General features: G+C 39.4%; 31 protein-coding genes, 2 pseudogenes and 1 riboswitch. Of the genes and pseudogenes, 7 read left to right on the top strand and 26 right to left on the bottom strand.

The genetic code is table 11. The features are described from left to right. Positions 1-7: 7 nt before the first annotated feature. Together MKY78_RS03320 and MKY78_RS03325 are read right to left on the bottom strand one after the other, a co-directional pair. Complete coding sequence (locus MKY78_RS03320; RefSeq protein WP_339216190.1) at positions 8-1,294, bottom strand: nucleobase:cation symporter-2 family protein; 1,287 nt, start codon at positions 1,292-1,294, stop codon at positions 8-10. Positions 1,295-1,297: 3 nt separating this feature from the next. Then, positions 1,298-1,873: a xanthine phosphoribosyltransferase gene (locus MKY78_RS03325; RefSeq protein ID WP_339216192.1), complete on the bottom strand. Its 576-nt coding sequence runs from the start codon at positions 1,871-1,873 to the stop codon at positions 1,298-1,300. Positions 1,874-2,017: 144 nt separating this feature from the next. Beyond that, a riboswitch (purine riboswitch) is annotated at positions 2,018-2,119 on the bottom strand. 169 nt (positions 2,120-2,288) lie between these two features. Here MKY78_RS03325 and MKY78_RS03330 point away from each other — a divergent pair. Then, a complete protein-coding gene (locus tag MKY78_RS03330) occupies positions 2,289-2,924 on the top strand; it encodes a cadmium resistance transporter (RefSeq protein WP_339216194.1) in 636 nt (211 codons plus the stop codon). A 75-nt stretch (positions 2,925-2,999) separates the two neighbouring features. Here the strand turns inward: MKY78_RS03330 and MKY78_RS03335 are convergent, their stop codons facing one another. Continuing rightward, positions 3,000-4,718, bottom strand: a complete 1,719-nt coding sequence (locus tag MKY78_RS03335) for an ABC transporter substrate-binding protein (protein WP_339216196.1) — start codon at positions 4,716-4,718, stop codon at positions 3,000-3,002. 137 nt (positions 4,719-4,855) lie between these two features. Here MKY78_RS03335 and MKY78_RS03340 point away from each other — a divergent pair, with 137 nt between their 5' ends. Next, on the top strand, positions 4,856-6,085 hold the full coding sequence (locus tag MKY78_RS03340; RefSeq protein ID WP_339216198.1) for an MFS transporter: 1,230 nt from the start codon (positions 4,856-4,858) through the stop codon (positions 6,083-6,085). Positions 6,086-6,302: 217 nt separating this feature from the next. Here MKY78_RS03340 and MKY78_RS03345 read toward each other — a convergent pair whose 3' ends face one another. From MKY78_RS03345 to MKY78_RS03380, 8 genes are all read right to left on the bottom strand, one after another. After that, positions 6,303-6,764 carry a DinB family protein gene (locus MKY78_RS03345; protein WP_339216200.1) on the bottom strand — a complete coding sequence of 154 codons (462 nt, stop codon included), beginning with the start codon at positions 6,762-6,764 and terminating at the stop codon, positions 6,303-6,305. A gap of 27 nt (positions 6,765-6,791) precedes the next feature. Then, positions 6,792-7,487: an SRPBCC domain-containing protein gene (locus tag MKY78_RS03350; protein WP_339216202.1), complete on the bottom strand. Its 696-nt coding sequence runs from the start codon at positions 7,485-7,487 to the stop codon at positions 6,792-6,794. Continuing rightward, entirely contained in the window at positions 7,480-7,800 is a 321-nt protein-coding gene (locus MKY78_RS03355; RefSeq protein ID WP_339216204.1) for a metalloregulator ArsR/SmtB family transcription factor, read from the bottom strand. Before MKY78_RS03355 ends, MKY78_RS03350 begins: the two co-directional genes overlap by 8 nt. A 307-nt stretch (positions 7,801-8,107) precedes the next feature. Further along, on the bottom strand, positions 8,108-8,527 hold the full coding sequence (gene fosM / locus MKY78_RS03360) for a FosM family fosfomycin resistance protein (protein ID WP_339216206.1): 420 nt from the start codon (positions 8,525-8,527) through the stop codon (positions 8,108-8,110). Between the two features lies 1 nt (position 8,528). Further along, positions 8,529-8,972, bottom strand: a complete 444-nt coding sequence (locus MKY78_RS03365) for a GNAT family N-acetyltransferase (RefSeq protein ID WP_339216208.1) — start codon at positions 8,970-8,972, stop codon at positions 8,529-8,531. A 36-nt stretch (positions 8,973-9,008) separates the two neighbouring features. Continuing rightward, positions 9,009-9,500 carry a GNAT family N-acetyltransferase gene (locus tag MKY78_RS03370; RefSeq protein WP_339216210.1) on the bottom strand — a complete coding sequence of 164 codons (492 nt, stop codon included), beginning with the start codon at positions 9,498-9,500 and terminating at the stop codon, positions 9,009-9,011. Between the two features lie 229 nt (positions 9,501-9,729). Further along, a complete protein-coding gene (locus MKY78_RS03375) occupies positions 9,730-10,098 on the bottom strand; it encodes a nuclear transport factor 2 family protein (RefSeq protein WP_339216212.1) in 369 nt (122 codons plus the stop codon). Positions 10,099-10,103: 5 nt separating this feature from the next. Further along, the gene (locus MKY78_RS03380; protein ID WP_339216214.1) at positions 10,104-10,991 is read right to left on the bottom strand and encodes a TetR/AcrR family transcriptional regulator; all 888 of its coding nucleotides are present in this window, start codon (positions 10,989-10,991) and stop codon (positions 10,104-10,106) included. Between the two features lie 433 nt (positions 10,992-11,424). Here MKY78_RS03380 and MKY78_RS03385 point away from each other — a divergent pair. Further along, positions 11,425-11,661: pseudogene (locus tag MKY78_RS03385) on the top strand (MFS transporter); the annotation flags it as partial. Between the two features lie 46 nt (positions 11,662-11,707). Here MKY78_RS03385 and MKY78_RS03390 read toward each other — a convergent pair. From MKY78_RS03390 to MKY78_RS03425, 8 genes and pseudogenes are all read right to left on the bottom strand, one after another. Beyond that, complete coding sequence (locus MKY78_RS03390; RefSeq protein WP_339216216.1) at positions 11,708-12,250, bottom strand: hypothetical protein; 543 nt, start codon at positions 12,248-12,250, stop codon at positions 11,708-11,710. A 239-nt stretch (positions 12,251-12,489) separates the two neighbouring features. Further along, positions 12,490-12,978 (bottom strand): 8-oxo-dGTP diphosphatase, encoded by a 489-nt coding sequence (locus MKY78_RS03395; RefSeq protein ID WP_339216218.1) that lies wholly within the window; start codon positions 12,976-12,978, stop codon positions 12,490-12,492. Positions 12,979-12,996: 18 nt separating this feature from the next. Further along, complete coding sequence (locus MKY78_RS03400) at positions 12,997-13,512, bottom strand: GNAT family N-acetyltransferase (RefSeq protein ID WP_339216220.1); 516 nt, start codon at positions 13,510-13,512, stop codon at positions 12,997-12,999. Further along, positions 13,509-14,108, bottom strand: a complete 600-nt coding sequence (locus tag MKY78_RS03405) for a zinc dependent phospholipase C family protein (protein ID WP_339216222.1) — start codon at positions 14,106-14,108, stop codon at positions 13,509-13,511. Before MKY78_RS03405 ends, MKY78_RS03400 begins: the two co-directional genes overlap by 4 nt. Before the next feature lie 12 nt (positions 14,109-14,120). Beyond that, the gene (locus MKY78_RS03410) at positions 14,121-14,834 is read right to left on the bottom strand and encodes an alpha/beta hydrolase (protein ID WP_339216224.1); all 714 of its coding nucleotides are present in this window, start codon (positions 14,832-14,834) and stop codon (positions 14,121-14,123) included. A 3-nt stretch (positions 14,835-14,837) separates the two neighbouring features. Continuing rightward, positions 14,838-15,719, bottom strand: a complete 882-nt coding sequence (locus MKY78_RS03415) for a GNAT family N-acetyltransferase (RefSeq protein ID WP_339216226.1) — start codon at positions 15,717-15,719, stop codon at positions 14,838-14,840. A 3-nt stretch (positions 15,720-15,722) separates the two neighbouring features. Then, positions 15,723-16,126 (bottom strand): annotated as a pseudogene (locus tag MKY78_RS03420) (VOC family protein). Positions 16,127-16,135: 9 nt separating this feature from the next. Beyond that, the gene (locus MKY78_RS03425) at positions 16,136-16,462 is read right to left on the bottom strand and encodes an HIT domain-containing protein (RefSeq protein WP_339216228.1); all 327 of its coding nucleotides are present in this window, start codon (positions 16,460-16,462) and stop codon (positions 16,136-16,138) included. Between the two features lie 196 nt (positions 16,463-16,658). On the opposite strand from MKY78_RS03425, the gene MKY78_RS03430 reads away from it, so the two are divergent. The 3 genes from MKY78_RS03430 (at position 16,659) to MKY78_RS03440 (ending at position 19,565) form a co-directional block, all read left to right on the top strand. Then, on the top strand, positions 16,659-17,951 hold the full coding sequence (locus MKY78_RS03430; RefSeq protein ID WP_339216230.1) for an FAD-dependent oxidoreductase: 1,293 nt from the start codon (positions 16,659-16,661) through the stop codon (positions 17,949-17,951). A 158-nt stretch (positions 17,952-18,109) separates the two neighbouring features. Beyond that, positions 18,110-18,670: a hypothetical protein gene (locus MKY78_RS03435; RefSeq protein WP_339216232.1), complete on the top strand. Its 561-nt coding sequence runs from the start codon at positions 18,110-18,112 to the stop codon at positions 18,668-18,670. A gap of 127 nt (positions 18,671-18,797) precedes the next feature. Further along, on the top strand, positions 18,798-19,565 hold the full coding sequence (locus MKY78_RS03440) for a class I SAM-dependent methyltransferase (protein WP_339216234.1): 768 nt from the start codon (positions 18,798-18,800) through the stop codon (positions 19,563-19,565). A 397-nt stretch (positions 19,566-19,962) separates the two neighbouring features. On the opposite strand, the gene MKY78_RS03445 is transcribed toward MKY78_RS03440, so the two are convergent. Further along, positions 19,963-20,454: an NUDIX domain-containing protein gene (locus tag MKY78_RS03445; protein ID WP_339216236.1), complete on the bottom strand. Its 492-nt coding sequence runs from the start codon at positions 20,452-20,454 to the stop codon at positions 19,963-19,965. Position 20,455: 1 nt separating this feature from the next. Further along, positions 20,456-21,013, bottom strand: coding sequence for an NUDIX hydrolase (locus MKY78_RS03450; RefSeq protein WP_339216238.1), 558 nt, complete (start codon positions 21,011-21,013; stop codon positions 20,456-20,458). 169 nt (positions 21,014-21,182) lie between these two features. On the opposite strand from MKY78_RS03450, the gene MKY78_RS03455 reads away from it, so the two are divergent. Then, the gene (locus tag MKY78_RS03455; RefSeq protein WP_339216240.1) at positions 21,183-22,025 is read left to right on the top strand and encodes a glycoside hydrolase domain-containing protein; all 843 of its coding nucleotides are present in this window, start codon (positions 21,183-21,185) and stop codon (positions 22,023-22,025) included. A 387-nt stretch (positions 22,026-22,412) separates the two neighbouring features. Here the strand turns inward: MKY78_RS03455 and MKY78_RS03460 are convergent, their stop codons facing one another. The 5 genes from MKY78_RS03460 to MKY78_RS03480 all read right to left on the bottom strand — a co-directional run bounded on the left by MKY78_RS03460 (position 22,413) and on the right by MKY78_RS03480 (position 26,536). Next, the gene (locus MKY78_RS03460; RefSeq protein ID WP_339216242.1) at positions 22,413-23,309 is read right to left on the bottom strand and encodes a GNAT family N-acetyltransferase; all 897 of its coding nucleotides are present in this window, start codon (positions 23,307-23,309) and stop codon (positions 22,413-22,415) included. A gap of 88 nt (positions 23,310-23,397) precedes the next feature. Continuing rightward, the gene (locus MKY78_RS03465; RefSeq protein ID WP_339216244.1) at positions 23,398-23,952 is read right to left on the bottom strand and encodes a DUF1273 domain-containing protein; all 555 of its coding nucleotides are present in this window, start codon (positions 23,950-23,952) and stop codon (positions 23,398-23,400) included. A 177-nt stretch (positions 23,953-24,129) separates the two neighbouring features. Further along, positions 24,130-24,630, bottom strand: a complete 501-nt coding sequence (locus MKY78_RS03470) for a spore coat protein (protein ID WP_339216246.1) — start codon at positions 24,628-24,630, stop codon at positions 24,130-24,132. A 168-nt stretch (positions 24,631-24,798) separates the two neighbouring features. Next, positions 24,799-25,572, bottom strand: a complete 774-nt coding sequence (locus MKY78_RS03475; protein WP_186869184.1) for an ABC transporter permease — start codon at positions 25,570-25,572, stop codon at positions 24,799-24,801. Continuing rightward, positions 25,550-26,536 (bottom strand): ABC transporter ATP-binding protein, encoded by a 987-nt coding sequence (locus MKY78_RS03480; RefSeq protein ID WP_339216249.1) that lies wholly within the window; start codon positions 26,534-26,536, stop codon positions 25,550-25,552. The genes MKY78_RS03475 and MKY78_RS03480 overlap by 23 nt, the downstream gene beginning before the upstream one ends. Positions 26,537-26,796: the final 260 nt, after the last annotated feature.

The raw sequence follows: 26,796 nt of genomic DNA on the forward strand, positions 1-26,796 counted from the left end.
AGCGCTTCTAAGCTTCTTTCTCCATCATGATTGGTACTGGTTTCTTTGATGGTAGCATGTTAAAAAGAATGTTTAATACGATTGCGGTAATACTTCCTGCTACAATCCCGTTACTAGTAATAATTTGGATACTTTCTGGTAATTTGGCAAATAGCTCTGGTACTACTGTAACACCAAGCCCCATTCCTATGGAACAAGCCACGATCATGGAATTGCCAGTTGATTTCGAGATTTCTTTACTTATCATTTTAATTCCTTGAGAAATAACCATGCCAAACATCGCAATACTTGCCCCGCCTAATACAGCATTTGGAATAATAGTAGCCAATGCTGCAATCTTCGGTACTAGTCCTAAAGCAATCAAAATAACGCCAGCTACAACAATAACTTTTCTTGTTTTAACCCCAGTAATTTGCACAAGCCCTACGTTTTGTGAAAATGTCGTATACTGTAGCGCATTAAATAAACCACCGAGGAAAATAGCTAATCCTTCCGCACGATACCCTTTAGATAGATCTTTTTCTGTAATTTTTTTCTCTGTAATATCACTTAATGCAAAATAGACTCCTGTAGATTCTACTAGCGAAACTAACGCCACTAATGTAAGGGTTAGAATTGGTGCCCATTCGAATGATGGTGTACCGAAATAGAATAGCTCTGGTAAATGATAAAAGGACGCTTCTTTTACCACTGTAAAATCTACTTTCCCCAACATAGCCGCGATTATCGTTCCACCGACTAAACCGATTAAAATAGAAATAGAGCGCAGATAGCCTTTTGTAAAACGATACATGAGGATAATAAAAACTAATGTGCCAAATCCTAATGCAATGTTAAGCATGGAGCCAAAATCTTCTGCATCCTGCCCTCCACCAAGGTTGTTTATCGCAACTGGAATTAACGTGACCCCAATAATCGTTACAACGGTTCCTGTTACAATTGGTGGGAATAAACGCACAAGCTTCCCAAAAATTCCACTGACTAATACAACAATCAAACCGGAGGCGATAATAGCGCCATACATCGCATTAATCCCATACTGACTCCCAATCGCAATCATTGGTCCCACTGCAGTAAACGTACACCCAAGAACAACCGGTAAGCCAATCCCGAAGAACCGGTTCGAGGCGACCTGAAATAAGGTTGCTACCCCACACATTAAAATATCAATCGCAACTAAATAGGTGAGCTGCTCTGGTGTTAGACCAAGTGATGAACCGACAATAAGTGGAACTAAAATTGCCCCCGCATACATTGCTAATACATGTTGAATACCTAGTGTTGCTGTCTTCATCCACTATTCCTCCCGAAAGGTAATTTGCTTATTTGCTAATGAATCAATGATAGCTAACGATTCAACACGAATACCCTGTTCTCTTAGCATATCACCACCAGGCTGAAACCCTTTTTCAATCACACTACCGATCCCTGCTAGTGTGCTTCCTGCTTGCTTAACAATGTCCACTAACCCTAGCGCTGCTTGTCCATTCGCAAGAAAGTCATCCAATACCAATACCACATCCTCATCGAGTAAATAATCCTTGGAAACTGAAATTTCATTCGTTTCCCCTTTAGTGAAAGAATGTACTTTGGCGATTAGTAAATTATCTACTAAGGTTAATGACTTTCGCTTTCGTGCAAACACAACCGGAACATGTAACTGAAGGCCTGCCATCACAGCAGGTGCAATCCCTGATGACTCAATAGTTAAGATTTTCGTAATCCCTTCTCCTTGAAATCGCTCCGCAAATTCTTTACCAATTTGCTCCATTAAGAAAGGGTCAATTTGATGATTTAAGAACGCATCTACTTTTAATACCTCATCGGACAATGCCTTCCCTTTTTCTATAATGGCTTGTTTCAGTAGATTCATAGACTTCTTTCCTTTCTGTTTAAAGCTAATGAAAAGTATTTTCCTATCAAAAAAGCTCGAAAACATTACTATGAAAAAAGTAATGTTTTCGAGCTAAAGGCTTGTCGAAAAATAGAATAAATATCCATTCATGTCCTGAATGCATATCATCCGGCTACTTTTCATAGTCAGCTCATTTACGGTAAGCTGGTAGAAACTTGCGAGCCATATCCCCGCGATTATATGAAAATAATATGAAATTGTTTATTAGTATACGAACAATTTTCGACAAAATCAATAGTAAATTTAAAATAAAAAGATTCAGATTTTAACAGATGAATTCACTGATAATGCTTGCATGGCTAGCAAAGCCTTTACTATCACACTTTCTCCTTGTTCATCATTAACTATAGGTAAGAAAAGGAGAGGTCGTAATATGATTATTGTTGACGTGATCATCTCAGGAATTATCGCTTTTGCATCGACCAACTTAGATGACTTAATCGTCCTGATGTCTTTATATTCCATGAGAAATAGTACCTTTAAAACTCATCATATCGTGATCGGTCAATATTTGGGGATTGGTCTATTAACATGCGTGAGTATCATCGCTGCTTTTGGTCTCCTACTGTTTCCCGAACACTGGATTGGTCTATTAGGACTTATTCCCATATTCATCGGAGTTCATATGTTCATGAATAATTTTCGAAATGCTAAATCAAGCGTAGTTGAAGGAGAAAAAACAGTATTAAAGCTTCACCTAAGGAACTCTTTTTTTAATAATACTTTTCTAGTAGCGAGCATTACCATTGCAAATGGTGGGGACAATATTGGTATATATATCCCTTTCTTTGCGTTGTATTCTCTATCCCAAATATTCGTCATTGTCGTTATCTTCAGTATCCTTATTGCGGTTTGGTGTTATATTGGCTTCAGATTAGCAACGCTACCTATGATTAAAAAAGCCGTTGAAAAATACGGTGGCATCGTTATCCCATTTGTGTTTATCGGGATTGGAATTCATGTGATTGTCTCAAGCGGGACTTGGGAACACTTTCTTAGCAGATTGTAAACCGCAGGCATAAGAAAAAACTACCACATTCGCTAACACTCTAGTAAATGTGGTAGTTTTCGAAACACCCGTCTACTATCCATACCGCTTCCACACTTTCCGATAATCTACCCGACCATGATGATCCAACTCCAAATGGACATATTCACTATTCTTTGGCTGGTAGATCGTGTGCGAGCGATGTGTTAGAAAAAAGAGAATGTGGGCTTCTTTTAAATATTCTTCAAGCTCAACATATACTTTCCAGCGAGAGAGATCATCAGGAAGCATCCTAATCCTCTCAATATACGAATGTACGGTTCTCTTTGTTTCCTCATCCAAAGAAGGGAAAACCGCTAATTCATTCGATTGCATCAACATGATTAAGGATAGTAATTTATCTTCAGATAGTGCAATGCCACCTACCACAACATCATATTTCATTAAAACATCCGGTTTGCATAGGTCTTTCACATTTAGAATATCAATGGTTGAAGCAATCCCTACACGTTTCAATTGTTCCTGAAAAATCAGTGCCTCCCTTTCATGATTTACCCCATCCCGGATTTCTTGAGCCGCAATGGTAAGGGTGATTTTCCCGTTAACATTAGTGGAGCAAGGTAGGCTTTCATCCTCGTCTTTTGCCATGCTCCGATAAGATAGAAAGCTATGTGCTACCATTTCATTCTCGAGACAAAATTCAGTTGGATTGATTAACTGACAAATCTGTTTTCTAACATGAATTTCCTTCATCAATGCACGGTTACAGTTTAATATAATAAAATCTGCTCCTTCTTCCACTTCCGTGTGTTCTTGCCATGATTCATCTGGTGCTCGTAAAAGAAGTGGATGAGGTGCTTCAGGTTGGAAATCATTTGTTTTAATCATTTCAATTCGATCAAGCCAAGGTCGTTCACGGTAATAGTCTGGAAATATATCGAGGCGTACCAGATTCTCGTCATGAACGGTCAATCGGTATGGACCAGAGCCTATTGGGTTCGTACGAAAATGGGATTCATCATCTAAAATCAATTCCATTGGAACGATCGATAGCTTCATCCCCGATAAATAACGAGGGAATAAATAGTCTACTTGATCTAAATGGAAAATAACGACATACGGATTAGGTGTATGAATCTCCTTGATTACCCTCATAATGACATGATTTTGAGGCAATCTTCCAATCGTATCCATTACATCTTTGCTAGTCAGCTCCCGACCATGGTGAAAACGGACACCCTTATTTAGATAAAATGTCCACCTTTTCCCATCATCTGACTCCCAATTCCTTGCAATTCTTGGTAGTAATGTTTCTGATTGAGCATCATATTCTACCAATCTATCAAATATTTGTTGGACTATATGGCTATCATGCCTGGAAAAAATATTCAATGGATCTAATGATAGATTTGTTTCGTAAAAAGGATAGCGTAATACATCTAGTTCTTCTTTTTCCTCTGTTTTCTTGAGGATTCCTAAATCTGCTTCAAACCATTGATTAAATAAATCTTGATACGTATGTAATGACCTCGCAAGTTCAAAGGCTGCACGATACTTTCCATCAACGGCGAGCTTTTTAGCCTCCTGAAATAATAACTGCTCTTCAGACAGGAGAATGGTGAGCTGAGGCTTCTTACCTCTCCCCTTATGGACATCCCACTTGATATCTCCCTGCTCCTGAAGTGACTTCATAACCGTTTTCGTATGTCTTTCACTACAATTTAACAAGTTAGCTAGATCCGCTATTGTCGTTTCCACTGGTGTAGCTAGCTTAAAATAGTTCATTAACACTTTTAAATGGTCCCGATATTTCATCCGTACCTCCTGGAAATCCTTCCCTTTTCTACCACTATAGCATTCTAACCAAAAAAGGTGAACTAATATTATTCTTTTTCTCACTTTTTATTCACCTTTTAAGAAGTTACGATTGTTTTTATGAAAGGGGTATGTAAATGGAAGCTCAAGCAATAAAACAACCAAAAGAACAAGCCTCACTTTGGCGTAATAGAAATTTCTTACTGATTTGGGGAGGCAATGCAATTTCTCACTTCGGCTTACAAATGTATACGCTAGCCATTCCACTATTAATCTATCAGCTTACACAATCTGCACTAGCTATGAGTACCATGCGAGCAATCGAGTTCTTTCCCAATATTATTATCGGCATGATCGCTGGGGTGTTAGTGGACCGATTTAATCGAAAAAGAATGCTTCAGTGGACAAGTCTCATTCAAGTTATGGCAATGGCCTTTATTGTTATCTTACTTTTTACAAACACGATTATGGTATGGCATTTATATGTATTTGGTTTTGTCCTTTCGTGTGCTGGGTATACATTTGGGAATGCGAATCATTCCACGATCCCGCAAATCGTCTCTAGGGAGCAGCTAACTTCTGCGAATGCAAAGCTCACCTTTGTTAGTACCTTAATAAGTATTATTGGTCCAGGTATCGCAGGAGCATTACTCGTTTTATTTTCCTTTACTTCCACATTAGCCATCTATACTTGCTGTTTATTGATTCTTTTTGCTTGCATGTGCTTCATGCAGATACCGATTAACCCGCAAAATACGGAACAAAGTAAAAGCTTTGGGAAGGAGATGAAGGAAGGCATTGATGAGTTGATACGGAATAAAATATTGTTAACACCGACCATTACCGTTTTGTTTATCAATTTTGCCTCAAGCCTTGTAATTGGGGTGCTAGTCTTTTATGTCACCGATCAGTTAGGTGCAACAGAAGATCAGATTGGACTTATGTTCTCCATTTCTGCCATCGGTGGGTTACTTGGTGCATCCGTTGTTAGCTGGGTTCGGAAAAAATGGGGTCGGGGTAATATTTACACGTTTTGTTTAGTATTTGATATTGTCAGCATGTTCAGCTTAATTATAGCACCCTCCTGGTGGACCATCGGTATTGCGTTAGGTATACGTACGTTTTCCACAACAATTTCTAATATTGTATACTTTACGATACGCCAGGAATTCACTCCGAATCATTTATTAGGTCGAGTTGCTGGAACATCGTCCATGCTAATGAAGCTAACCTTACCGCTCGGTTTAACGATTTCTGGATTATGGGCAGAATGGCTACCGATACCGATTTTATTTGCTATTTCTGGAACAATTATCTTGATTCTATTTGTTCGATTGTATTTTCATCCATTTCGAAAGTTGGTATAGAGTCAAGTTTGGAGTCATAACAATCTAGCAATAAAACATCCAAGCGTAACATAGACCTTCCCTCTTGAACCGAAGAAGTTTGCAAGTAAACTTCTTCAGTTCAACCTACTTATCTACCAAAGGAAAGGAACATAACTTCAGCGATACACTGCACTAAGTTGTTTCAAAGGTGACTACTTTCCCAACGTGGTCTACTGAATCTTTGTTACCGAATGATTCAGGAAGCCCCTACCTCTTGTAGCTTCTCATTAATTTGTTTCAAATGATGGACATCATGCCGTAAAAATATCTTGGTAAAACTTTCTGTAGTAAATTGTCTTTTTCCTTTTCCAATGGTAAATTTCACATCTTCTCCAATGTCTAACATGCTTTTGATGAGTTGTTTGCGAGTGGTAACAAAGAGGTCGATGATGGATTCTACGGATTGGCCTGTTAAATAGGAAAGGCCTTCTTCATTATGTGTATCATGGTCTGGAAACTCCCGTAGCTTTGCAGCTTGAGCCATGTGTGGGACCATTTCTTCTAGATTAAACTTATCCCAATAATATAAATGCCCGATAATTTCTCTTATTGACCATTTATCCTCACGAATTGGATTGGTTAAGAATGAATCCTTCTGAGCCTTTAAAGCAAGTACCTTCGTTATCGTTTCTTCAAATTGCTGATATGTTTTCTTCATCCTCTTCCCCCCTATTAGATATATTATCTAGTATGCTACTGGATAAGCCGCAACCTCACAAGTAAGAGCTAATTCTTCCTTGTCTCTAACAATCTTTAACTGCACAGTTTGGTTGATCGCTTTACTGTTTACGAGTCTTTCAAAAGATTCATAGCCTAATACTTGTTCCCCATCCAATTCGATTACAATATCCCCTGCTAACAAACCCGCTTTGGCTGCATTAGAACCCTCTATTACGCTAACAATCTTAGTCCCTCCACCTACCATAGATGTATGGGTAACACCAATCCATGTTTGCCAAAAGTGTTGCCGATTATCCTGACCTGATTCATAAACCGCTTTCAAATTTGTTAAAAATTGCCCTGTTCCAAATAACATATTTTCTTTCGATGCTACGTCCATCTCGTTAATAAATGATGCTCGGTATTCGATACTCACTTTAATCCCGTTTTCTACTTTTTCTAGCTCCGTAATCGTAGTAAAATCTCCGTCTAAGCTTTGTAAAACAAAACGATTCATTGCCTCGATTTCCGTATACATTCCTTCTGAGGTTGCTCCCCATCCATGATTCATATATCCCTTCCCGCCGACACGGAAGTCAATATTCGCTCCTTTCGTATACCAGCGGTTAAGATGTTCTGACTTCGTCAATGCATCCCAAACCTTTTCAAGTGGAGCATCTACTATTATTTCTCTTTTTACAGAATCTTGTACTCTAGCCATCCTTCATTTCTCCCTTTTCTACATATTTTTTCAAGCTAGCAAGCTGATCATCTAGTAGATCTCCGATGTAATGAAGCATTTCATGAAATGCCTGTTGTAACATATCACGGTTTAGGGTATACAGTCGGTATTTTCCTTGCACTGTTACGGTAATGATTTCTTCTTCCAACAGGATTGTTAAATGCTTCTTAATAGCTGGCTGAGAGATATCAAATGCTTCGACTATCTCCTTTTGTGTCAGGCTCTTATCTTTCAGTAGCTTCATTATCTCCCGTCTTGTCGAATCACTTAAAGCACGATAAACATCTGGCATCGTATCCCTCACCTCGAACATATAACCTAATGGTTATATTTAGTGTATCAGAAAAGGATTGAAAGCGTCAACCACATTGATAAATAATATAAAGAAACGATGGATTCAATATATGACAGAATAGCGCTCTACCGATTGGAGGATAGAGTAAAATGAAACTTGCTCCATAAGCCAAGTTTCATTTCTTAAGGGCTATAACCAATGTTTCGGTATATGTAGTGTAGCGGGTAGTTTCGTTCTAGTATCACCTTTAGCAGAATCAATCTGTGCTTGGGTGAGAAAAATACTCGACACTAAATTAGCACCACTAAAAAAATTCCATATGTGGCTTAGATTCCTTGTAATAAGCAATCCTATCCGATAATGTCCCCGTATGAAACTCAAATTTATGGCCGTCAGGATCGGTAAAATAAATCGACTTCTTATCACGAATATCTCGTTTTCTTCCTGGCAATATCGTTACATGTAGATCGGAAAGCTTTTTATAATAGGTCTCAAAGTCCTTCTCATCAATGGAAAAGGCAATATGGGTATAGGACTGATGAATCTCGTTACGGGGTATATCCTTTTCTTCATTTAATGCTAGCCATAAACCATTTAGGTCAAAATAAGCCGTCGTTCTGCCTTTAACGAGTAGCTTAGCATCGAAAACTTGTTCATAAAATGTAATCGACCGCTCTAAATCAGAAACGGAAAATAACACATGATTGATTCCTGACAGTTTCATCTTATTTCTCCTTTATCATCACAATGAATTTCATCTCACCACGATGGAACGCGCTAACTTTTACAAAACCAAATTTCTCATAAAGTCGGATTGCCCGCTTATTAAAATCTGCCACGGTAAGTCGCAAGCATTGGGGGGTCGTAGAAATGTCTTCCAAAATATAAGCGAAAAACGGTGTCCCGAATCCCTTTCCCGTTAAGTCTGGATGCATTCCTAACCCTATATCGACACATTCACGTTCATACGCCCCTACCTCATTTCCGGCAGGTACTTGTGCATCTTTTCCCGTACAATAAAAGCCCACCACCCTATCCTTAGATAGGATCGCTTTATAGGAGCTACTAGTTAATTCGATGATTGCATCACCTGAAAGCACATTATTATAGAAATCATACGGCTTCTCATATTTCCATTCCAAAATTTTAATTGCATAATGATCTGTCATTTTACTCGTCGTCAGCTCCACGTTGTCCCCTCACTTCTATAAGGTTAGCACCATATATTCCTCATCCAGATAAACATTTTTTACTTTTAATGCTTTCTCCTCTATTCCAAATGTTTCAAACCCTAAACGCTTATAAAGTGCCTTTGCCTCATGATTAACTGTCACAACCGCAATATTTATCCTCGTGATTCCTTCAATTTGCTTGGCTTGATTAATCGCCGCTTCCAGAAGTGCTTTTCCAACTCCCTTACCTCGATGGGAAGGAGTCACATATACCGCAAAAATATTCGCTTTATGCTGCAATTTGCGCTTCGTTTCTGGAACTAGTGACACTACTCCGACTAATTTCCCATTATCAAAAGCACCAAAATTATAGTGCTTCTGCTGAAATCTTTCCTCATAATGCTGAATTGGTCTGTCCTTCTCTTCCTCGAAACTTGCTGAAAAGGCCTCTGGGTTTTCTTGCAATGCCTTTAGGCGCAGCTCGGCATATGACTTAGCATCAGCAGGCTCTAGTATTCGAATCATGACGATCCACCCTCCAAATAATGTTCCTACTCTATAATTCTAGTTTTAACTCCAAAATCCTTTAATAGATTTTAATTCGTATTGGAAATATAAAAGCGCCCCTGTTGATATACTTCAGGATTTGCAGGGGCGCTTCAGGATATGAAAGGTATCTTTCAGGATGTAAAGAGCTTAGCTTCAGGATTTCCCTACAGCACTTCAGGATTTTAAGCAAGACGCTCGTAGTAGCTTAACCTAAGCTACTCAAATGCTCATGCACAAGCTTCCAGTTCCCATTGGAATCTTTGATAAAAACATTTGTAGCTCGCCCACTACCTTGTACAAACTTCCCATTTGCATATCCCTCATATTGATATGTATAAATACAAGTTGCTGTATTTTCCTCAGCTACAATCCATTCTATGTCTGTCGCACGGTACACTTCATCTTTAATCGTCTCCCATGCTTGTTCGAAATAGGCTTGAATCTCTGCAATAGATCGACATGTTTTATCAGAAAACCAATATACTGCATCATCTGCTAACAGTATGCTTACTTGCTGAAAATCATGTGTATTGGTTGCAGCAATATATGCTTCTAATGCTTGCTCATACCCCATTCTCTTTAGACCTCCACCTTCTCCATATCATGTAAATAGCGATGCACTAGTTGCACGATTTGGTTGATTTCATGTTTTCGTTCTGTTTTTGCAAATGTTTGCTTTAAGGATAACAGAACACTTTCAATTAAAAATTCCCTTGGACTATTTGAGGTTATCTCTTCCTTGAGAAACGTTAAATAGGCTAGGGTTTCTCCGTCTGCATGAACGATAAGCTGATCAATATCCTGTAGTAGAATGTCGAGCCTATCATTCGGGGGAATGTCATCTAGCTCTACTGAGAGCCAATTGTAATCAAAAAATGTTTCTCCTGATTCGACCTGTTCTAGAATAGCAGGCTTCAAGCGTTTTATAATAAACCGGATAACCCTTTCCGCCTCCAGTTCTTTGCTCGCTCCCATGTTCCACACATAAAGAAAATGATGGATCATCCCTGAAAGCATGACAGATTGATCGAAGGCATAATCCGGAATGCCTGGGGTATACACTTCACGAAGGCGCATGGCCAACCACTGCAATTCTGAACGAAATTGCTGGTTCACGTATTTCGTAATCTCTAGTTTGTCTACCTCCATCACACTATCGATTAACGCATGTATATGATACTTTCTTGTCATATCAATTCGAACAGCTACTTGTTTGATGAACACCTCTTCATCCTGTTTGTCTTTTCCTATGGCAAGCTCCATACGCTTTTGCTTGCCTTCCGCCTCTATGAATTCGATAATTGCTAATAAGCAATCCTTTTTAGAGGCAAAATAATTGTAGAAGGTTCCTTTGGAGATTTCAGCTTCATCAATGATGTCTTGTATACTAGTTGCCTGATACCCCTTTTCGATAAACAATCGATGCGCGGTGTCTAATACCTTCTTCTTTCGTTTCGTTATATTCAATTTAATCACCTAATTAATACGTTAGTATAGTTTCATTTAACTACAAGATTAGCCTTTTTTCAATAAACGGCAAAAGTGGAAATCTTTTCTTTACACTCTATTTACTAACAGGATGCAGATGAGACAAAAGATTTTTCTCAAAGGAAAAACCGAATGATGAGCAAGGGCCACGCTCCGGAAATATACTTCGCTTTCCGCGGGCGGCTGCCTGAGCCAGGCTACTACTTGATAATCTTCCTTGCTGCCTTGCACCGAGGAAGCCCGCTTCGTAGCTTTGCTAGTAGACAGGTGCATCCGGGGTCTCACCGATGCCTATCCTCCCGCAGGAGTCTACGTATATTTCCGGAGCTAGTAACTTGTATTACTTTGCTTCACATAAAATTCTGTTAGTTATATCACATTCCCTATTCGATATAGAAAGTAGGTAAAGTTCATGACAAATTCGATTAACCAGGAACAGAAAGCGCCTTATGGAATTATTGCCATTCTATTTCTTGGTGCCTTTGTAGCGATATTAAATGAAACCTTTTTAAATGTTGCATTACCCTCTATTATGGATGAATTTAGTGTAAGTCCTGCTACAGTGCAGTGGTTAGCCACTGGTTATATGTTAATTAATGGCATTCTAATTCCTGCTAGTGCATTTTTCATCCAGCGGTTTACGAATCGACATAAGAATAAAGAAACCCCTCACTTGCATGGGCAAGGAGGGGTTTTTAATTATAGCTAAACAGGACATTTCCATCCCGATCAATCACATCAAATGTAATCGAATATGTATCTTCAAATTCCTCTGGTAACAAATCAACAAAAATATGCTTTTTATTAATTTCTACCTGATTTTCATGTAATGTACCATCATCATTTTTAATTTTATACGTAACATGCTCTGCCTTTGGATAATGAAAAATACCGCCCCAGACGAGATTGATTGGTTCATCTGTATTCTCACCTATTGTATCCAAATGGACAAATTCGGATTTCCGACCGATATCAACAGCTACGTTAAACATTTCTGTCTTGTCTAGCTCATACCGATTAAATTTCGTTACTTCATATGTGGTTCTGTAAATATAAAAATCACCATTACTATCTTTGGAAAGAAATATAACGACCCCGACATCATCATTCTGATATAAGATCTCCGGTTTATCATATTTTCCAAACTCACTTTTACTAATCGCATCATAAAGAGTCTGAGATGAACACCCAACTAAAACCACAACGATGAACACCAAGATTGCTAATAACTTTCTCATTTTCTCCTCCCTGATACAAGACTTTTCTATATAACCAGCACAATTCCATATGAAATATGGGAAAATTAGGATTTCATAATAGTATTCTAAATAATGCTCTTATATATAGACGTATTTGCAGGCGAAAAGGTTTCAAATTTTTGGAAAACAATTTAAAAAATCATATTTTTCCTCTGCTATAGCAATTGGGTCGTTATTAATTCACTTTCTAGTCTTATGAAATAGGAAGTGATCAGTACTCACTTCACTCCTTCTAGTAATGAGAGCTTTTTCCGTTCAAACTTTATTACGTCACTATTCTGATAGGTAAAGTGGTGCTCATATACGTTCTCATCCTGTAACAATTCAGATAAGAAATAGGATAAATTAGCAACACCGGTGTTCTCTGGGTGAAAAATCCAGTCGATTTTCTTCCAATCTAAGATTCCTTCAGCAGTTTTTATTGGTGTAGAGTATGGATAAGACTCTGGTACCTCTCCTACAAATGCATACATTCCACCGGTATAGGCGTTATCTACATCCCATGTTACTAATCCTTTAAACTGAATCTCCTCTAATACGATTCCCGTTTCTTCATGGATTTCCCTTAGAATACATGCCTCTGGAGATTCGCCCTTTTCTAGCTTCCCACCAACACCATTCCAGCTACCCATCCAGGAGGATTTCTCGCGGTTTAATAATAGAATTTCGTCACCACGCTGGATAAATCCGATTGTATACGGAAGCATTGCTATCTTCTCCTCACCTTAATGTTCAAGTTCCTTCCCCATGATAACATACGACTTACCATTTTCATTAGGAACAAAATTATCACGAATGCTAATCCACCCTAATTTTTCATACAGTTTCCGTGCAGGAAGGTTATTCATTTGGGTAGTTAAGATAGCTGTTTCATTCATGACCTGCCCTGTTATCTCTGACAATATTGCTTCTCCAATTTTATTTCCTCTAAATGCCGGGTCGACTGCTAATTCAACTAATTCAAAGCAATCTGCTAACCATCGTTTCTGTTCTGTAGTAGAAAGCGACTTTTTTAGAATGTCGTGATAATATTGCCCCTCCATGGAGGTGTATCCATAAGCTAAGCTAATAATTTCTTCACCAGCACTTGCTACAATTCCGCGAAACCCTGGGTAGGTGGCATGTCGTTTAAAGCGGATTAGAAATTCCTCCGCACTTGTTCCCCAAATTTTACTATAAAGGCGGGCAATATGATTTATCTCTGGCTCATTAAACAGGATATTCCGAATCTCTATCATCATTTTTTCAACTCCTGTAATTTGATCACCCCTCGTTCGATACATGTCTCAACATAGCCAACCATCTGTAAAAACGTAAACACGCTTAATTCGGCATCTACATGTTCTTGTGGATAATCCATATCGCCTTTCAAATAAGGGATGAAGTTTTCGACATCGCTTACTTTTACTTCCTGCAAATCATGAATATGTTCAAGGGTCAGGTTATCTAATATACTAGCGTTTATATTGTACTGTTCAAGTAATTTTGCATTTAACAGACGAAAATCGCCATGATATTGTTCAAGGAGTGTCTGATCTTGATCCATGCGATTTTTTAGCCAACTAAAGTAAAAACCGTTCATCCAGACATCATCAGCTATTAAATGGGTGTAGTATCCTAATACATAGTCTGTTCGCTCGGGATATTGTTGCAAGAATGTATCGAATTCAATCGTAGTCGAATAATCCTTCTCCGAGCCCTTAAAAAAATGCGACTTATTTTTCGGATATACCGCATCAGGTGCAACTCCTCCGAGTAGAAAAGCCATCTGATTGTTAATCCCCATTTCCTCTGCGATTCTTTTGGCAATGATGAAGTGCATGATTCTAGATCCCATATAACCACTCCTTTATTGGCTTGTCTTCTCTAAAAATTGTTCTACAATTAGATTATATAGTTTAGGCTGTTGCATATGAGGCAGATGACCTGCAAAAGGTATGACGGAAACATGAATACCCTGGAGCTGTTTTGGGTATTCTACTGCACCAATCACCTCGAGTGGATTCTCCTCCCCAACTAGCAACATAGTTGGCATTTGTAAGCTTGATAAATCCCCTGTCTCCTGAAATGGATACCAATCCTCCGATTGAAAATCTTTTAATAAATTCAGCCAATCGCCTTCATGGATTTCATTAAAATAATCTATGGCATCTTTGCTATTTGCTATTGTGTTTTCTCGATCCGTATCCTCTTTATTTAATTCTGCCCAGTTATCCGGTTTATGTGGCATAATCCCAGATAAGGTTAAGCTTTTAACCTTATCTGGATAACGCTTCGCAAAGACTAATCCAACCATTGCACCCAAAGAGCTACCTACAATATGAGCATTTTCAATCGTCAGATGCTCGAAGGTTTCCTTCAAATCAACTGCTGCGTTTTCAAAGTAATTTTTCACATGATTTGTCACAGACTTTCCATGCCCACGTAAATCAACCTGAATGACCCGATACCTTTGACTAAAATATTTCTTTTGTATCTGAAAATCAGTTTCACTTGTTTGCAGTCCTTGGTGAAGAAACAGGATCGCTTCACCTGTTCCAGTTGAAACGGTATGTAAAATCATCGCTTATATTTCTCCTTTCTGATAAGTAATGGATACGGGGTGTTTTGGTAATGACAGGGTGTGAAGTACTTCCATTGCATAGCTACTAGTTGTATCGAATTCTCCCTCTACATACTGGTAGCCGCAGCTCAGAGCATACTCAAGCTGCTTCACAACTAGCGATGGGATGATAGCAATACTTGGCTCATCGAATGCACCACACCAGCCTAATTCCACCGTGTCCTCCCTTTCTGCTTCATGAAGGAAGGAATAGGCCAGAATTTTTTCTTCATTCGGGTCTAAGCAGACAAAGCTCCCAGAAGCTAGTAAATCGTCTGGATATGTCAGCTTTTCCCATTTAGCAAGCTCTATTGTTGCGACTGGATTTACAAGATGAGTTTCCTCATAGTTTCTTTTTACGAGCGCTACAAGCTGATTGGCTAGCTTAGCATGAGGAGTTACTTCATCTAGAGGTTTGACCACCTGATTAGTCGGAATAGCGAAACTAGCATGATCCTTTAATACGTTAATTCTCGGTAAATAGGTTTTTCGGATAATCGTGAACAGATTGTCCAGATAAAAAGCATGTAACCGATCGTTCTCATCCACTATGGTTTGTAAGGGATAATCTTGTTGTTCAAGATGCCTTTCTAACTCTGCAAGTAAAGCTTTAGCAGCCTCCGTATGATGAGCCATACAAGTAAAATAGGTACAATTCAGATGGAAGCTACTTTTCCAAGCCATTATCATGCCGTTTATTTCTCCCTGACTGTAAACCAAAAAGACATGCTTATAGGTAGAGTGTCTTATTCGGTGTAATATCTCGCTATCCTCATCCCATGCGGTGATAAAATTTATCAACTGTAATTCATCGGACGGCTGATAGCTTTTCATTGTATATGTCATCTGTTATACCCCTTCTGTATTCATGAATACAATTCGAAAGCCATCTGGGTCATCGATAGTGACTCCACGTTCCTTCCAATATAGGTTCTCTGGCTCGACTTCCGGGTAGCCCATCTGTTCAAGTCTATTTTTCAATACGAGAATCTCAGCTGATTGGGAATATAAAATACTAGTAAATTATCCTTCGTTGGCGCTGGACATGGAGAGCCATCGACATGCTTGGTAAACTCGAGATGATAGGAAGCATCTGGAATGCCTATGATAACTCCTGTATAGCCTCTATGCCCTTCAAATTCCGTTATCCGCTGAAGCCCTAATCCTTGCTCATAGAAACGAATGACCTCGTCAAATTTATCGGTTGGCCTTGCAATTCGAACTTGTACTGCTGTAAAATGAGTGAATTTCATTTCTTCCCCCTAAGCAAAACTATCTCCTGAAACGATATGCCAGTGAAGATGCTTCGATTCTTGATACTCTCCTAGGTTCGTGATGACTCTACAAGCACCATATTCATTCTCTACTTCACGTGCAACCTGTTGAATAACCTCTAATAAATCATGCAATATTTCTTTATCCTCTTCGTCTATCCTAGTTAATGATGGGATATGCTTCTTTGGAATAGCAACTATATGGACCGGGTAGAACGGACGCGTATGATAATAAGCTAAAACATGATCTGTCTCGCAAACCTTATCCACCTTTGTCTTCCCACTGAGTACCTCTTCACAATAGAAATCATGCATATGAACTCCCCCAGGCTATTAAAAAATATAAATTTTATAAACATTATAACATTTACTGTGATAGGATAGAGACTAAAAGGGGATTTTTTCCATAGGAATAGTGAAAAATCCGTGAATCCAAGCCATTTATTAATCGTCAAGTATGTACCAAATCAACTAATTTAGTCGGTATCATAGAATATTGGGGTGAAGTTTAATGAAAACAGAGGTATTAATTATTGGTGGGGGACCAGCAGGAGTAGAAGCTGCACTTGTGGCAAGTCATTATTCCAATCAGGTGACACTCGTTTCCAATACTGCAGTTGGCGATTGGAAGGCAGGGTATACGAATATCTTTTTAGAACAAATAGAGGAAATCAACAGAACACGTTCCTTTTCCAATCCTAAATTTCATCGTATTTATCAAGACTGGCTTGCACATCAGCAGGACTTATTACAGAAAGCAAATGTTCAACTGGTACATGGTCAGGCATCCTTCCTAAATGAAAGAACCATCAATGTTATTACCCCTTCGAATCATGAATTCTTGCTTACCAGTGAAAAAATAATTATTGCTAATGGGTCTCGTCCTATATTCCCAGAAAACATGAAACCTAATGGACGAAATATATTTTCCTATCAAAATCTAATGGAGATGAACAGTCTCCCTGCTTCTATTATCATTATTGGAGACAGTCCAATCGGCTATGAGGCTGTGAATTTATTTAGACAATTAGCGGTTAAGGTGACTTGGTTACTTCCTGAACAGGAAAACCCATTATTGGATGACGATATCATTAGCTACATGCACGCCCTTTATCAAGATTCTGGGGTAATAATTGAACGAGGGCCTTGGATAACCGAGATACGTGATGGAAATAGCAGTGTTACAGCGATTCGTCAAGACGGTGAAATCTTTGAAGCTGAAGCAGCATTTCTTACTTTAGGTTTTCGTTCAAATCTGGACACATTGGCAATAGAGAATGCTAATCTACTGCTTAATAACAATGGAAGTGTCGATTGCAATATGCTAGGTCAGACAGCTAGGGAATCCATTTACATTGTTGGTGATGCAGAAGGAGCGAATTCCTTAACTGCAGTACAAGCGAAAGCGATGGCAAGAGCGGCGGCATTACATGCGGTAGGACAGGATACTGTAATTCCAGACATCCTTCCTTTTTCATTTAATGAAAATCCTCAAATTGCGACAATCGGTGAATTTCGAGCAGATGGAGAGGATCTAGATTTCCTTAAAACACCTTATCATACGAAGAACTTTAAAGCCTTCATGGCCAATCAGCGGGAAGGATTTCTCAAGATTGTTTGGGATAGACAGCATGTGATTAAAGGGGCATCCTGTATTGGTCATCAGGCAAAGGATATCATTGCATTAATTGGATGGATGATTCAGCATCATCTCACCATAGAGGATGCGGAGCGTTTCATTGGGCCACACCCGTCTGCTGCTGAATTACTAGTTAGTACATTGAGAGAAGTAAAATTTGAGTAACATTTATAGAACTATCAAAGGGATCGATATCATCATCGTTTCCCTTTTTCTAACTTATGATCTACCGGACTACAATTAGTGGAATATATTCGTATAAAGCATCCAACTTGTCACAAAATAAACTGAAAGCATGTATCTTTTTATTTTGGAGGATTACGATGGGTAAAGAACAATATTGGGATGAAATATATAACGTTCGTGATAAGCTAAACGCTGATTTAATTTCCTATTGGAAAGAATTCTCTTTTCTAGATGATTGGCAATTTTGGCTTGTGCTTGCTTTATTAGTATTGCCATTAGTGTTGTTATATGTTTATGTAGATCGGACTCGGATATTTGAAATATTATTTTTTGGTTTTTGTGTACATATGCTGTGGACGTATACAGATACGTTATTAGGCTTTACTTCTTTATTCGTCCATCAATATTTTATCGTTCCCCTTTTGCCATACGCTTTAAGTATGACGTCATCCGTATTACCTGTTGGCTATCTTTTCGTCTATCAATATGCAACGAATCACGGTAAAAATTATTATCTGTATGCCATATTGGTTAGTGCTGTATTTGCCTTTGTATTTTTACCAATCGAGGATTTTATGGGACTGTCTGAGTTTAACAAAGGGATGAATATGTTTTACCTTTTTCTTATCGATTTAGCGATTGCATTTCTATCTTATTGGCTGACATTGTTTGTTAAGCGATTAAGTAAGGAAAGATAAAGAAAGGTTCGAATCGTACAGCTAGCAGTGTTGTACGATTTTTTTATTGGGAAAGATACTCCATTCATACTGTTTTTTGCGAATTTTGTGGTAATATTGTAGTAAAGATAAGCTAAAGGAGTAGAACATGACATTCGAAAATGGACAAGAATATGATGATCCGATTTTATATGATAAAGAAAATGAATCCTATGTACAGGAACTTCCCTATTTATTAAAATGGGCAGAAAAAACAAACGGTCCTATTATTGATTTAGCGTGTGGAACGGGAAGAATGACCATTCCATTAGCAAAGAATGGCCATAGATTGATTGGAGTGGATATACATAAAGGCATGCTACAGGAAGCGGTCAAGAAATCAACGAAGCTTGGTTTGACTATCGAGTGGATGGAACAAGATTGTACGAAACTGAATTTAAACGTAACAAGCTCGTTCATCTATTCTGTTGGTAATTCATTTCAGCATTTCCTTACCAATGAAGAACAAGATCAATTCCTATCCTCCGTTAACAAGCATTTAGAACGAGATGGTGTGTTTATCTTTGGTACCCGTTTTCCAAGTACTGAAGAATTATTGCAGCCAAGTACAGAAGAGTATTGGAGAACGTATACGGATGAAGAAACTGGCACTATTGTCGATGTGTATACGATTAGTCACTATGATGCACTGGAGCAAATCCAAGACTATACGACGATTAGACGGTATAAAAACGCTAGCTTAGCGATTGTCGATGAGAAGCGAACTAATATACGTTTGCGATATGTTTTTCCTAAAGAAATGGAACGACTTTTAGCACGGCACGGATTTGAGATCGTTCATGTATATCAGGATTGGAAGGAAACGCCGATAACGAATGATAGTTATGGGATGGTTTATGTTTGTAGGAAGGTCTAACTTTGCGGGTTCACTAGCGATATCGAACTAGCTCCAGAAATAGGCCTAAGATTGAAGGCGTGATTTCTGTCTGTCGTGCTATGGTTTTACTGCAGAGGTATTTCTTATGCTGTAGAGGGATGAGCAACCAAATGCAAGGTAGGGCTGCATGCTTTTTTCGAGGATATATTGTTTATACTGTTCAAACATGCAGGGAGACATGGAGATGCCTTTCTCTAGGCACGTGTCATCCCTGCATTGTTAAGCTGTCATTGGCCTTTTTGTTAGTTCGTGGATGGTGTGGTAGCTATGTTTCTGGAGTTGGGGTGGTATTCGTTCGGACTGAACAGCTGCCTGCAAGGACTGTCACCCGCCAAAAAGGCTTCACATCGTTCACACTCGTTATGGTATGATTCGATTACTTCTCCTTCACTTCTAAGGCGTATGCTACTATTTCTTGATGAATGTCAGGCATATTGTAATAGTTCGCTATCTCCGTTGTAGAGACAAAAACCCTTCTACCGGACTCATCGTTTGCCTCAAACGGATGGGTCTTCGTTATATCCATTCGATAGAATAATTGATAGCCAACAACGGGATACTTACTCGTTTCAGACCATGTTGGATTCTCATGATGATCTATTTCTACCGCTCCTAAAAACAGTAAGTCTCCTTCCACACATCCCTCTTCCAACACTTCTCGTTGAAAGCATTGCTCTGGTGTTTCCCCTTGTTCTAGGTGGCCACCTGGTATATCCCAGCCGCGTTGATCCAACTCTACCAACATTATCTTTCCATCCTTAAAGCAAAATCCGTGGATACTTGTCACAAGTTCTATTGGAGGATTGAAATCCTTTTTCCATGTTAATTTAACTGTTGCTTCTCCCCAAGTAACATAGTAGGCAGTCATTCTAGTTCTCCTTCAACCGGGTCATGAAGTAAGATTTCGCCATGTAATAGGCACTTGCGGTAAATAGCTGGTTAATTTCCCCACTTGCAATCATCTTTTCCATTTCTTCAATATCAATCAAATGAATATCAATGAATTCTGTCGGGTCCAAGTCCTGTTCGAATGCTTGATACGCATCAAGAAATAGGAAGGTGATTACCTTATTCGTCTGTGTTGCAGGATTGACATAGAATTCTCCTAGTTTAATAGGACTGGAATCGGAGATATATCCCGTTTCTTCTCGCACCTCTCGAATAATTGCCTCTCGAGGCGACTCATTTGCTTCTGCCTTTCCCGCGGGAACCTCTAAGAAGAAGTCTTGAGCGGCATGGCGATATTGCCTTACTAGGACCAGATGCTGGTCCTTTGTTAAGACAACCGCATTAACCCAATCTTCATATTCATTGACATAATAGGAATCAATCAATTGTCCATCTGGTAGTACTAGTTTATCCTTCCGTAAATTTCCAAATGGGGATTTAAACACATAATCCGATGCAACTTTTCTCCATTTTTCCATTGTAATCACCTCTAATAGCACTTTTTTAGCTTCTCTTCTTAAAATAGTTCTATAGTATTATTTCGACAAACTTTTTAATATTCCTGCAAATAAAATATGCACTAGCCCGAACCTCTTTTGCCCACCACCATATAATGCTATGGGGGTTGAAAGGAGGTTATAAGCCCATATGAAGAAACAAGAGCTTTTCACCCTAACATGCTTGATATTCCTCATTGCCATTCCCCTATTCATCTATTTCGCCTATTTTTCTAATACCACTGATGAGGCAGAAGATCCAGATACAGAAGAGCGTGAAGATGAGGACCGTAATGATGGGGACGGGGACGGGGATGGTGACGATAATGATAATGGAGCTGAGAACGATAACAGTAATGAACTGCATTGGGGAGTTGACTCTGCAACCTATACGGATGACGATTTCTATGCCTGTGTAGTAGATAATTTTGGTGAACCAGTAGTGTGGGGACGTTATCTAGGCGAGAAGGAAGGCGTTTCAGAAGGCTTAGATGCGGATGAAGTTCAGCTACTACATGATAACGATATTCAGATTCTCGTTATCTATAATCATGTTGAAGATGCTCGCGGGTATGATAACGGTGTCTCCCATGCAGAGGAAGCCATCGCGATGGCACAGGAAATGGAGATTCCTGAGGGCGTTGCTATATTCGTCGATATCGAGCCGGAATACCCTGTTGACGCAGCATTCATGGAGGGTTGGTACGAGATAATGGCTGACTCCAACTATGAACCCGGGGTATATGGTGTGTTTGATGAAGAGAGCGAGCTCCTAAATGCATACAATTCCATGGAACAAGAAATTCAAGAAAACACGATTGTTTGGACAGCTTATCCGCAAGAAGAAATCACCACAAAAGAAGATGCCCCAGAATATAATCCTCAAGGGCCAGAAAACGCCAAAGTCTACGGTTGGCAATACGCTATCGACTCAGAAACATGTAATATTGATACAAATCTATTCGAAGATAATATGCTAGATTATCTTTGGTAGGTAGAAGCGGGCTAGGTGCCCGCTTTTTTGGGTGGACGTGCTTTTGGGGTGGGGGGGTTGCTTGGGGGGAGTGCCTCCTTTTGAACGGGGGCTTTTTGGGTTGAGCACCTCCATCCGGGTGGGGGGGTGCTTGGGGTGAACGCCTCCTCCCAGGGGGGCGCTTTGCTTGGAGTGAGCATCTCCTCCCGGGTTGAGGCGTTTCTCTTTGAGATGAGTGCCTCCATCCAGGCGGGTTGACATATTCTTCAGGATTCGGGCGCCCTCTTTCAGGATTTGAGCTCCTCCTTTCGATTTTCGCACTCCATAGATACCGCGCTTCCTTGATATTTTGCGCGCTCTCTTCAGGGGATGCGCCGCTCCTTGCCAAGTAAAAAAACCAATCCCAACTTAGGACTGGTCTACTTTATTTTTCTGGAGAGATGGTGGGCAGGCGTAGTTATATGCTTTAATCTTTTTATTAATTTCTTTAACTAGTTTGCGGCGTTCTTTTCCTTCTACTTCTGGTAAGCTTTCTTTCAGTCGATCAATTTCGTTTGCTAATTCGACCCAGTGTGGAAGGATATGGTTGTCTTTTAGTGTTTTGTACATTTGAGCTTCGGATGGGTTGAGGTAATTTGGACCTAGGTCTAATCGTTTCCCTTTGCCTGGGAGGTTGTCGAAGTCTCCTTCTGCCTCTGCACGTTTTACAATCTCTGTCATATGGTCGGTGTATTGAACTGGGGCGTCTTTCTCATACTTTCTCCGGCGCCATTCCGGCTTTAGTAAGGACAATACATTGGCATCATGGGATTGATTATTTTGGAAAAGGTAGCCGCGAAGGACGCCCTCATGGGTAAAACCTGCTTTTTCTAGCAATTTATTAGAAGCATCGTTCGCTGGGAAGGTAATCGCTCCAACACGATGGAGCCCCATTTCCACGAAGCAATACTCTAATACATTATTCAATGCTTCTGATAGAATCCCCTTACGCCAATAATTTGGATGTAACTCGAAACCGACTTCAGCTCTTTTCATCACAGAGGAATAATTATGTATGCCGATGGTCCCGATAAATGAACCGGTCTCCTTCCAAACGATTCCCCACCGTATCCCGCGTCCACTGTGAAATATCATGTGAAAATGATCGATCATTTCTTGTGCTTCTCCCAAAGACACCATACTCTCTCTACCATAGTATCTCGTTACATCATCTCTCGATAGCACATCAAAAATTGCTTGATCATACTGATGATCAATCTCTACTAGTTGCAGTCTTTTCGTATATCGTATAGGAAACTTTTCCATCGGTTCACTCTCCCACCTGGTTTATCCTCGATTTCTTATAGCATTACTATTCGATTTCCAACAGGGAAAATCCTGCAAAATGCCTTGGTTAATTCCAGTAATTTGGATCACTCATGCGAATCTCTTCTACCATATCATCTAAGTCAGATGGTGTTATAAAGTAGATAGGGTAGTCTTTTTGGGCTTGTTTTGCTTCCTCATAAAAGAACTTTATGCTACCTGGATACTCTTCGTCGAGTAACAGAAGACAGCCATCACTTTTTTCAACAAGCCATTTATTCTTGGCACGGAATTGGTATGGTCCCTTGTAATCTCCCTTGTACAAGGGTTGATAAAAATCAGCTAGCATCGTTAGTTCCTCATACTTAAGCTTTAAATCCTCTGGCCAACGTTCATCTTGATTTTCAAAGGGCGGGATAATCGCAAGTTGAATGTCGTAGTGATCTTTTAAATCTAAGACAATCTCCGCAGTCCATAGCTCGACACCCATTTGACCGGAAATGAGAATCCACTCTAATCCTTCTTCAATAAAGCCAATTATCCGTTTCTCTATTGCTGCCTTGATAATATGGATTTTCGGATCGTTTTCCTTGAAGATATTGATTTCTCTTGGTTTGTATCCTGTCACCATTAGTGTTTTCATGTATGCACATCCTTTAATGAACACTGGTCTTTAATACCATTCTGCATGAACTCATCCTAACTTGTCCATTGATAAACGACCTATCCATGACATCGTGTGGACGCGCTCATTTTTCTATTACCAAACATAAAATAATGAGCCAGCAACACTGCTAGCTCATCATTCATTCTATCTACATTAGCACTTAGGTTTCTTACCCCAACCTGGGCCTGCTCCATAGCCTGGGCCAGCGCCTGGGGTGTATGCTCCTGCTACTTGACCTGGTGCTGCTCCAGGAGCTCCCCAAGGTCCTGCTCCCGTGCCTGGTCCAACTCCCATTCCTGGGCCTGCTCCCATTCCTGGGCCTGCTCCCATTCCTGGGCCTGCTCCCATTCCCGGGCCTGCTCCCATGCCAGGGTCAAAAGCTCCTGCAACCTGACCTGGTGCTGGGCCTGGACCCATACCTGGGCCTGCTGGGACATTAAACGAACCTCCATACATATCTACACTATTTACTGTATTTTGAACAGAAGTTGAGTGTGGGAATACATGTTGATTCTTTATCAGGTGATGATTCATCACTGTCGTATGAGAGGGATGAACATGTTGAACCGTTTCTTCCGTACAATGATGCACTACATTGTGCTTAGTAGGATGAACAACACATTTTGGACATCCACAATTGTGTCTGTGTCTCATGACTTTACCCCTTTCTTGTGATAAGTTCACTAATAACCTATGACAAGTAAGGGGTACATGTATCAGACAGTTACCTATTTATGAGAAAAAAGTTTAGTAAACCCCTTCGCTAGACATAACGTCATCGTCAAAATGAAGTTACCTTAGTCCTCTAATACCATTTTCATCTTAATAATGGGCAAGCAATCCTTTTTTCATCGCAAACTTTTCACAACGTAGGAACATAAACAGGCCTAAACCAAAATAAAATACTGCGTTAAAGACAAGAATTAGAATATCTGCCATTTGAAACTGTGTAATGCTCATGTCATTAATCATAATAGCTCTTACCATATCAATCCCTTTAACAAATGGGAAAAAGGCTAAGAACGGCGCAACCGAAATTGATACAAAGGTAAGTGCAGCTAATATGAACTGGAGAATTTGTAAAAATGCTTGAATCTGCTTGAGAATCATTGTTAATCCTGCAATCATGAATCCAAGTCCAAACATACTAATCAAGGTTAAAAAGAATACTGGTAAAATGGAAAGTACATCAATATTTAACCACTGCCCAGAGGTCAGCATACTTACATACAACAAACCGATTATCATGATGAAATTGACAATAGTAATGGAAATTAAACGCGACACCATGATTTTCCATATCCCCATTGGAGACATCCCTAATTGCTCCAGTGTTCCTTGTGTTGCCTCATTCGTAATTTGCCAGCCAATATCATTTACGACAAGCATCGCTAAAAACCAGAAAATATAGTTGACAATCACGTATTGTATATTGGCATCTTGTGTACTTGGGTCACCAATTAAGGTAATACCAAAGAACATACCTAGAAATATGACGTAAAATGTGACTAGAATCGCTATCGTGTTCGGTAGGTATCGTTTTAATAGAATATACTCTCTTTTGATATTCGCTTTAAGCACGTTCAGGAATCGCATGTTCTTCCTCCCCCTTTACAATCTTCAAAAACACTTGTTCAAAATTAATCGTCTTCCGATCAATCGTATCTACTGGTATTTGTTCAAGCTTGAGGATATCAAATAATTCATACATTTCCTGGCTATTCGTTAAATCGACTTCCAAATTCGATTGATACGTATCAGGTGTATAGATTAGTTGTGGGAATTTTTCTCGTAATAATTGATGTTGCTGTTCACTTAAATGGCCATCAAGCTTAATGGAATAGGCACGTACCTCAAATAGCTTCATTAAATTATCTACACGATCATTGGTAACTACTTTTCCATTATTAATAATAACCGTGCGTTCACATAGATCTTGAATGACATCCATATCATGTGAGGTAATAATGATGGTTTTATGCTGTGTCCTGACAATCTCCCGTAGTATTTCACGAACCTCATATCCAGTCTCAATATCAAGACCAAGTGTTGGTTCATCTAATAAAATAACCTCACTACCAGCAAGCATTGCTACTGCAATCGCAAGCTTTTGTTGCATGCCTCGCGACAGACGGTTTACCATTTCGTTTTCTTTATCTTTTAAACGGAATTGCTCCAACAGCTCATCAATCCTACCGGCCACCGATTTGCGAGACTTCCCGCGATTACCTGCAAAATATTCTAGATTTTCTCTTACTGTTAGCCGCCAATACAAGTTACGATTCCCTTCTAGAACAGCACTAATATGCTCCCGTGCACGAAGCCGCTTCTTCTGATTATCAATACCATTAATGGTAATCATGCCACCATCTGGGATAACTAATCCACAGATCATTTTAATGGTCGTCGTTTTCCCTGCACCATTTGGTCCAAGTAATCCAACAATTTCTCCTCGATTTACAGTAAACGAAATATCATCTACTGCTGTGATCATCTCTTTTGTCTTCCGCTTCTTGTAGGACTTTCTCAGATTTTTCACTTCTACAATAGCTATCGTCATTTCTTCCATCCTTTCTACATAAGCTCAAGTTAATTTCTACTTTTATTTTAACGGACCCCATTCACCCCTCACCACGGCCCATGGTTCGAAACCAATTCAGACTTAAGACGGAGAAGGAATAATATTCCATGGGAAAAGATGCTTATATAATGGAAAGGCTGTTCTGTCATGGGCAATTTCTTGAATGAAGAGATAAATTCTAGGGGTAATGCAAGTTGCGTAGGGATTCGAGGGATTTCTGGCATAAAAATACTTCCGTA

Origin of the sequence: Ornithinibacillus sp. FSL M8-0202 (assembly GCF_037975285.1) — a bacterium.
Lineage (GTDB): Bacteria > Bacillota > Bacilli > Bacillales > Amphibacillaceae > Ornithinibacillus > Ornithinibacillus massiliensis.

What these genes read in the sequence shown, in the direction of transcription:
- MKY78_RS03460 (WP_339216242.1), bottom strand. Translation starts at nt 23,309, where the DNA reads ATGGAAAAGTTTCCTATACGATATACGAAAAGACTGCAACTAGTAGAG.
- MKY78_RS03475 (WP_186869184.1), bottom strand. Translation starts at nt 25,572, where the DNA reads ATGCGATTCCTGAACGTGCTTAAAGCGAATATCAAAAGAGAGTATATT.
- MKY78_RS03390 (WP_339216216.1), bottom strand. Translation starts at nt 12,250, where the DNA reads ATGAGAAAGTTATTAGCAATCTTGGTGTTCATCGTTGTGGTTTTAGTT.
- MKY78_RS03465 (WP_339216244.1), bottom strand. Translation starts at nt 23,952, where the DNA reads ATGAAAACACTAATGGTGACAGGATACAAACCAAGAGAAATCAATATC.
- fosM (WP_339216206.1), bottom strand. Translation starts at nt 8,527, where the DNA reads ATGAAACTGTCAGGAATCAATCATGTGTTATTTTCCGTTTCTGATTTA.
- MKY78_RS03320 (WP_339216190.1), bottom strand. Translation starts at nt 1,294, where the DNA reads ATGAAGACAGCAACACTAGGTATTCAACATGTATTAGCAATGTATGCG.
- MKY78_RS03325 (WP_339216192.1), bottom strand. Translation starts at nt 1,873, where the DNA reads ATGAATCTACTGAAACAAGCCATTATAGAAAAAGGGAAGGCATTGTCC.
- MKY78_RS03375 (WP_339216212.1), bottom strand. Translation starts at nt 10,098, where the DNA reads ATGGGGTATGAGCAAGCATTAGAAGCATATATTGCTGCAACCAATACA.
- MKY78_RS03455 (WP_339216240.1), top strand. Translation starts at nt 21,183, where the DNA reads ATGAAGAAACAAGAGCTTTTCACCCTAACATGCTTGATATTCCTCATT.
- MKY78_RS03340 (WP_339216198.1), top strand. Translation starts at nt 4,856, where the DNA reads ATGGAAGCTCAAGCAATAAAACAACCAAAAGAACAAGCCTCACTTTGG.
- MKY78_RS03470 (WP_339216246.1), bottom strand. Translation starts at nt 24,630, where the DNA reads ATGAGACACAGACACAATTGTGGATGTCCAAAATGTGTTGTTCATCCT.
- MKY78_RS03435 (WP_339216232.1), top strand. Translation starts at nt 18,110, where the DNA reads ATGGGTAAAGAACAATATTGGGATGAAATATATAACGTTCGTGATAAG.
- MKY78_RS03330 (WP_339216194.1), top strand. Translation starts at nt 2,289, where the DNA reads ATGATTATTGTTGACGTGATCATCTCAGGAATTATCGCTTTTGCATCG.
- MKY78_RS03445 (WP_339216236.1), bottom strand. Translation starts at nt 20,454, where the DNA reads ATGACTGCCTACTATGTTACTTGGGGAGAAGCAACAGTTAAATTAACA.
- MKY78_RS03395 (WP_339216218.1), bottom strand. Translation starts at nt 12,978, where the DNA reads ATGCTTCCGTATACAATCGGATTTATCCAGCGTGGTGACGAAATTCTA.
- MKY78_RS03415 (WP_339216226.1), bottom strand. Translation starts at nt 15,719, where the DNA reads ATGACATATACAATGAAAAGCTATCAGCCGTCCGATGAATTACAGTTG.
- MKY78_RS03410 (WP_339216224.1), bottom strand. Translation starts at nt 14,834, where the DNA reads ATGATTTTACATACCGTTTCAACTGGAACAGGTGAAGCGATCCTGTTT.
- MKY78_RS03355 (WP_339216204.1), bottom strand. Translation starts at nt 7,800, where the DNA reads ATGCCAGATGTTTATCGTGCTTTAAGTGATTCGACAAGACGGGAGATA.
- MKY78_RS03365 (WP_339216208.1), bottom strand. Translation starts at nt 8,972, where the DNA reads ATGACAGATCATTATGCAATTAAAATTTTGGAATGGAAATATGAGAAG.
- MKY78_RS03480 (WP_339216249.1), bottom strand. Translation starts at nt 26,536, where the DNA reads ATGACGATAGCTATTGTAGAAGTGAAAAATCTGAGAAAGTCCTACAAG.
- MKY78_RS03450 (WP_339216238.1), bottom strand. Translation starts at nt 21,013, where the DNA reads ATGGAAAAATGGAGAAAAGTTGCATCGGATTATGTGTTTAAATCCCCA.
- MKY78_RS03430 (WP_339216230.1), top strand. Translation starts at nt 16,659, where the DNA reads ATGAAAACAGAGGTATTAATTATTGGTGGGGGACCAGCAGGAGTAGAA.
- MKY78_RS03425 (WP_339216228.1), bottom strand. Translation starts at nt 16,462, where the DNA reads ATGCATGATTTCTATTGTGAAGAGGTACTCAGTGGGAAGACAAAGGTG.
- MKY78_RS03350 (WP_339216202.1), bottom strand. Translation starts at nt 7,487, where the DNA reads ATGGCTAGAGTACAAGATTCTGTAAAAAGAGAAATAATAGTAGATGCT.
- MKY78_RS03335 (WP_339216196.1), bottom strand. Translation starts at nt 4,718, where the DNA reads ATGAAATATCGGGACCATTTAAAAGTGTTAATGAACTATTTTAAGCTA.
- MKY78_RS03405 (WP_339216222.1), bottom strand. Translation starts at nt 14,108, where the DNA reads ATGGGATCTAGAATCATGCACTTCATCATTGCCAAAAGAATCGCAGAG.
- MKY78_RS03345 (WP_339216200.1), bottom strand. Translation starts at nt 6,764, where the DNA reads ATGAAGAAAACATATCAGCAATTTGAAGAAACGATAACGAAGGTACTT.
- MKY78_RS03400 (WP_339216220.1), bottom strand. Translation starts at nt 13,512, where the DNA reads ATGATGATAGAGATTCGGAATATCCTGTTTAATGAGCCAGAGATAAAT.
- MKY78_RS03440 (WP_339216234.1), top strand. Translation starts at nt 18,798, where the DNA reads ATGACATTCGAAAATGGACAAGAATATGATGATCCGATTTTATATGAT.
- MKY78_RS03370 (WP_339216210.1), bottom strand. Translation starts at nt 9,500, where the DNA reads ATGATTCGAATACTAGAGCCTGCTGATGCTAAGTCATATGCCGAGCTG.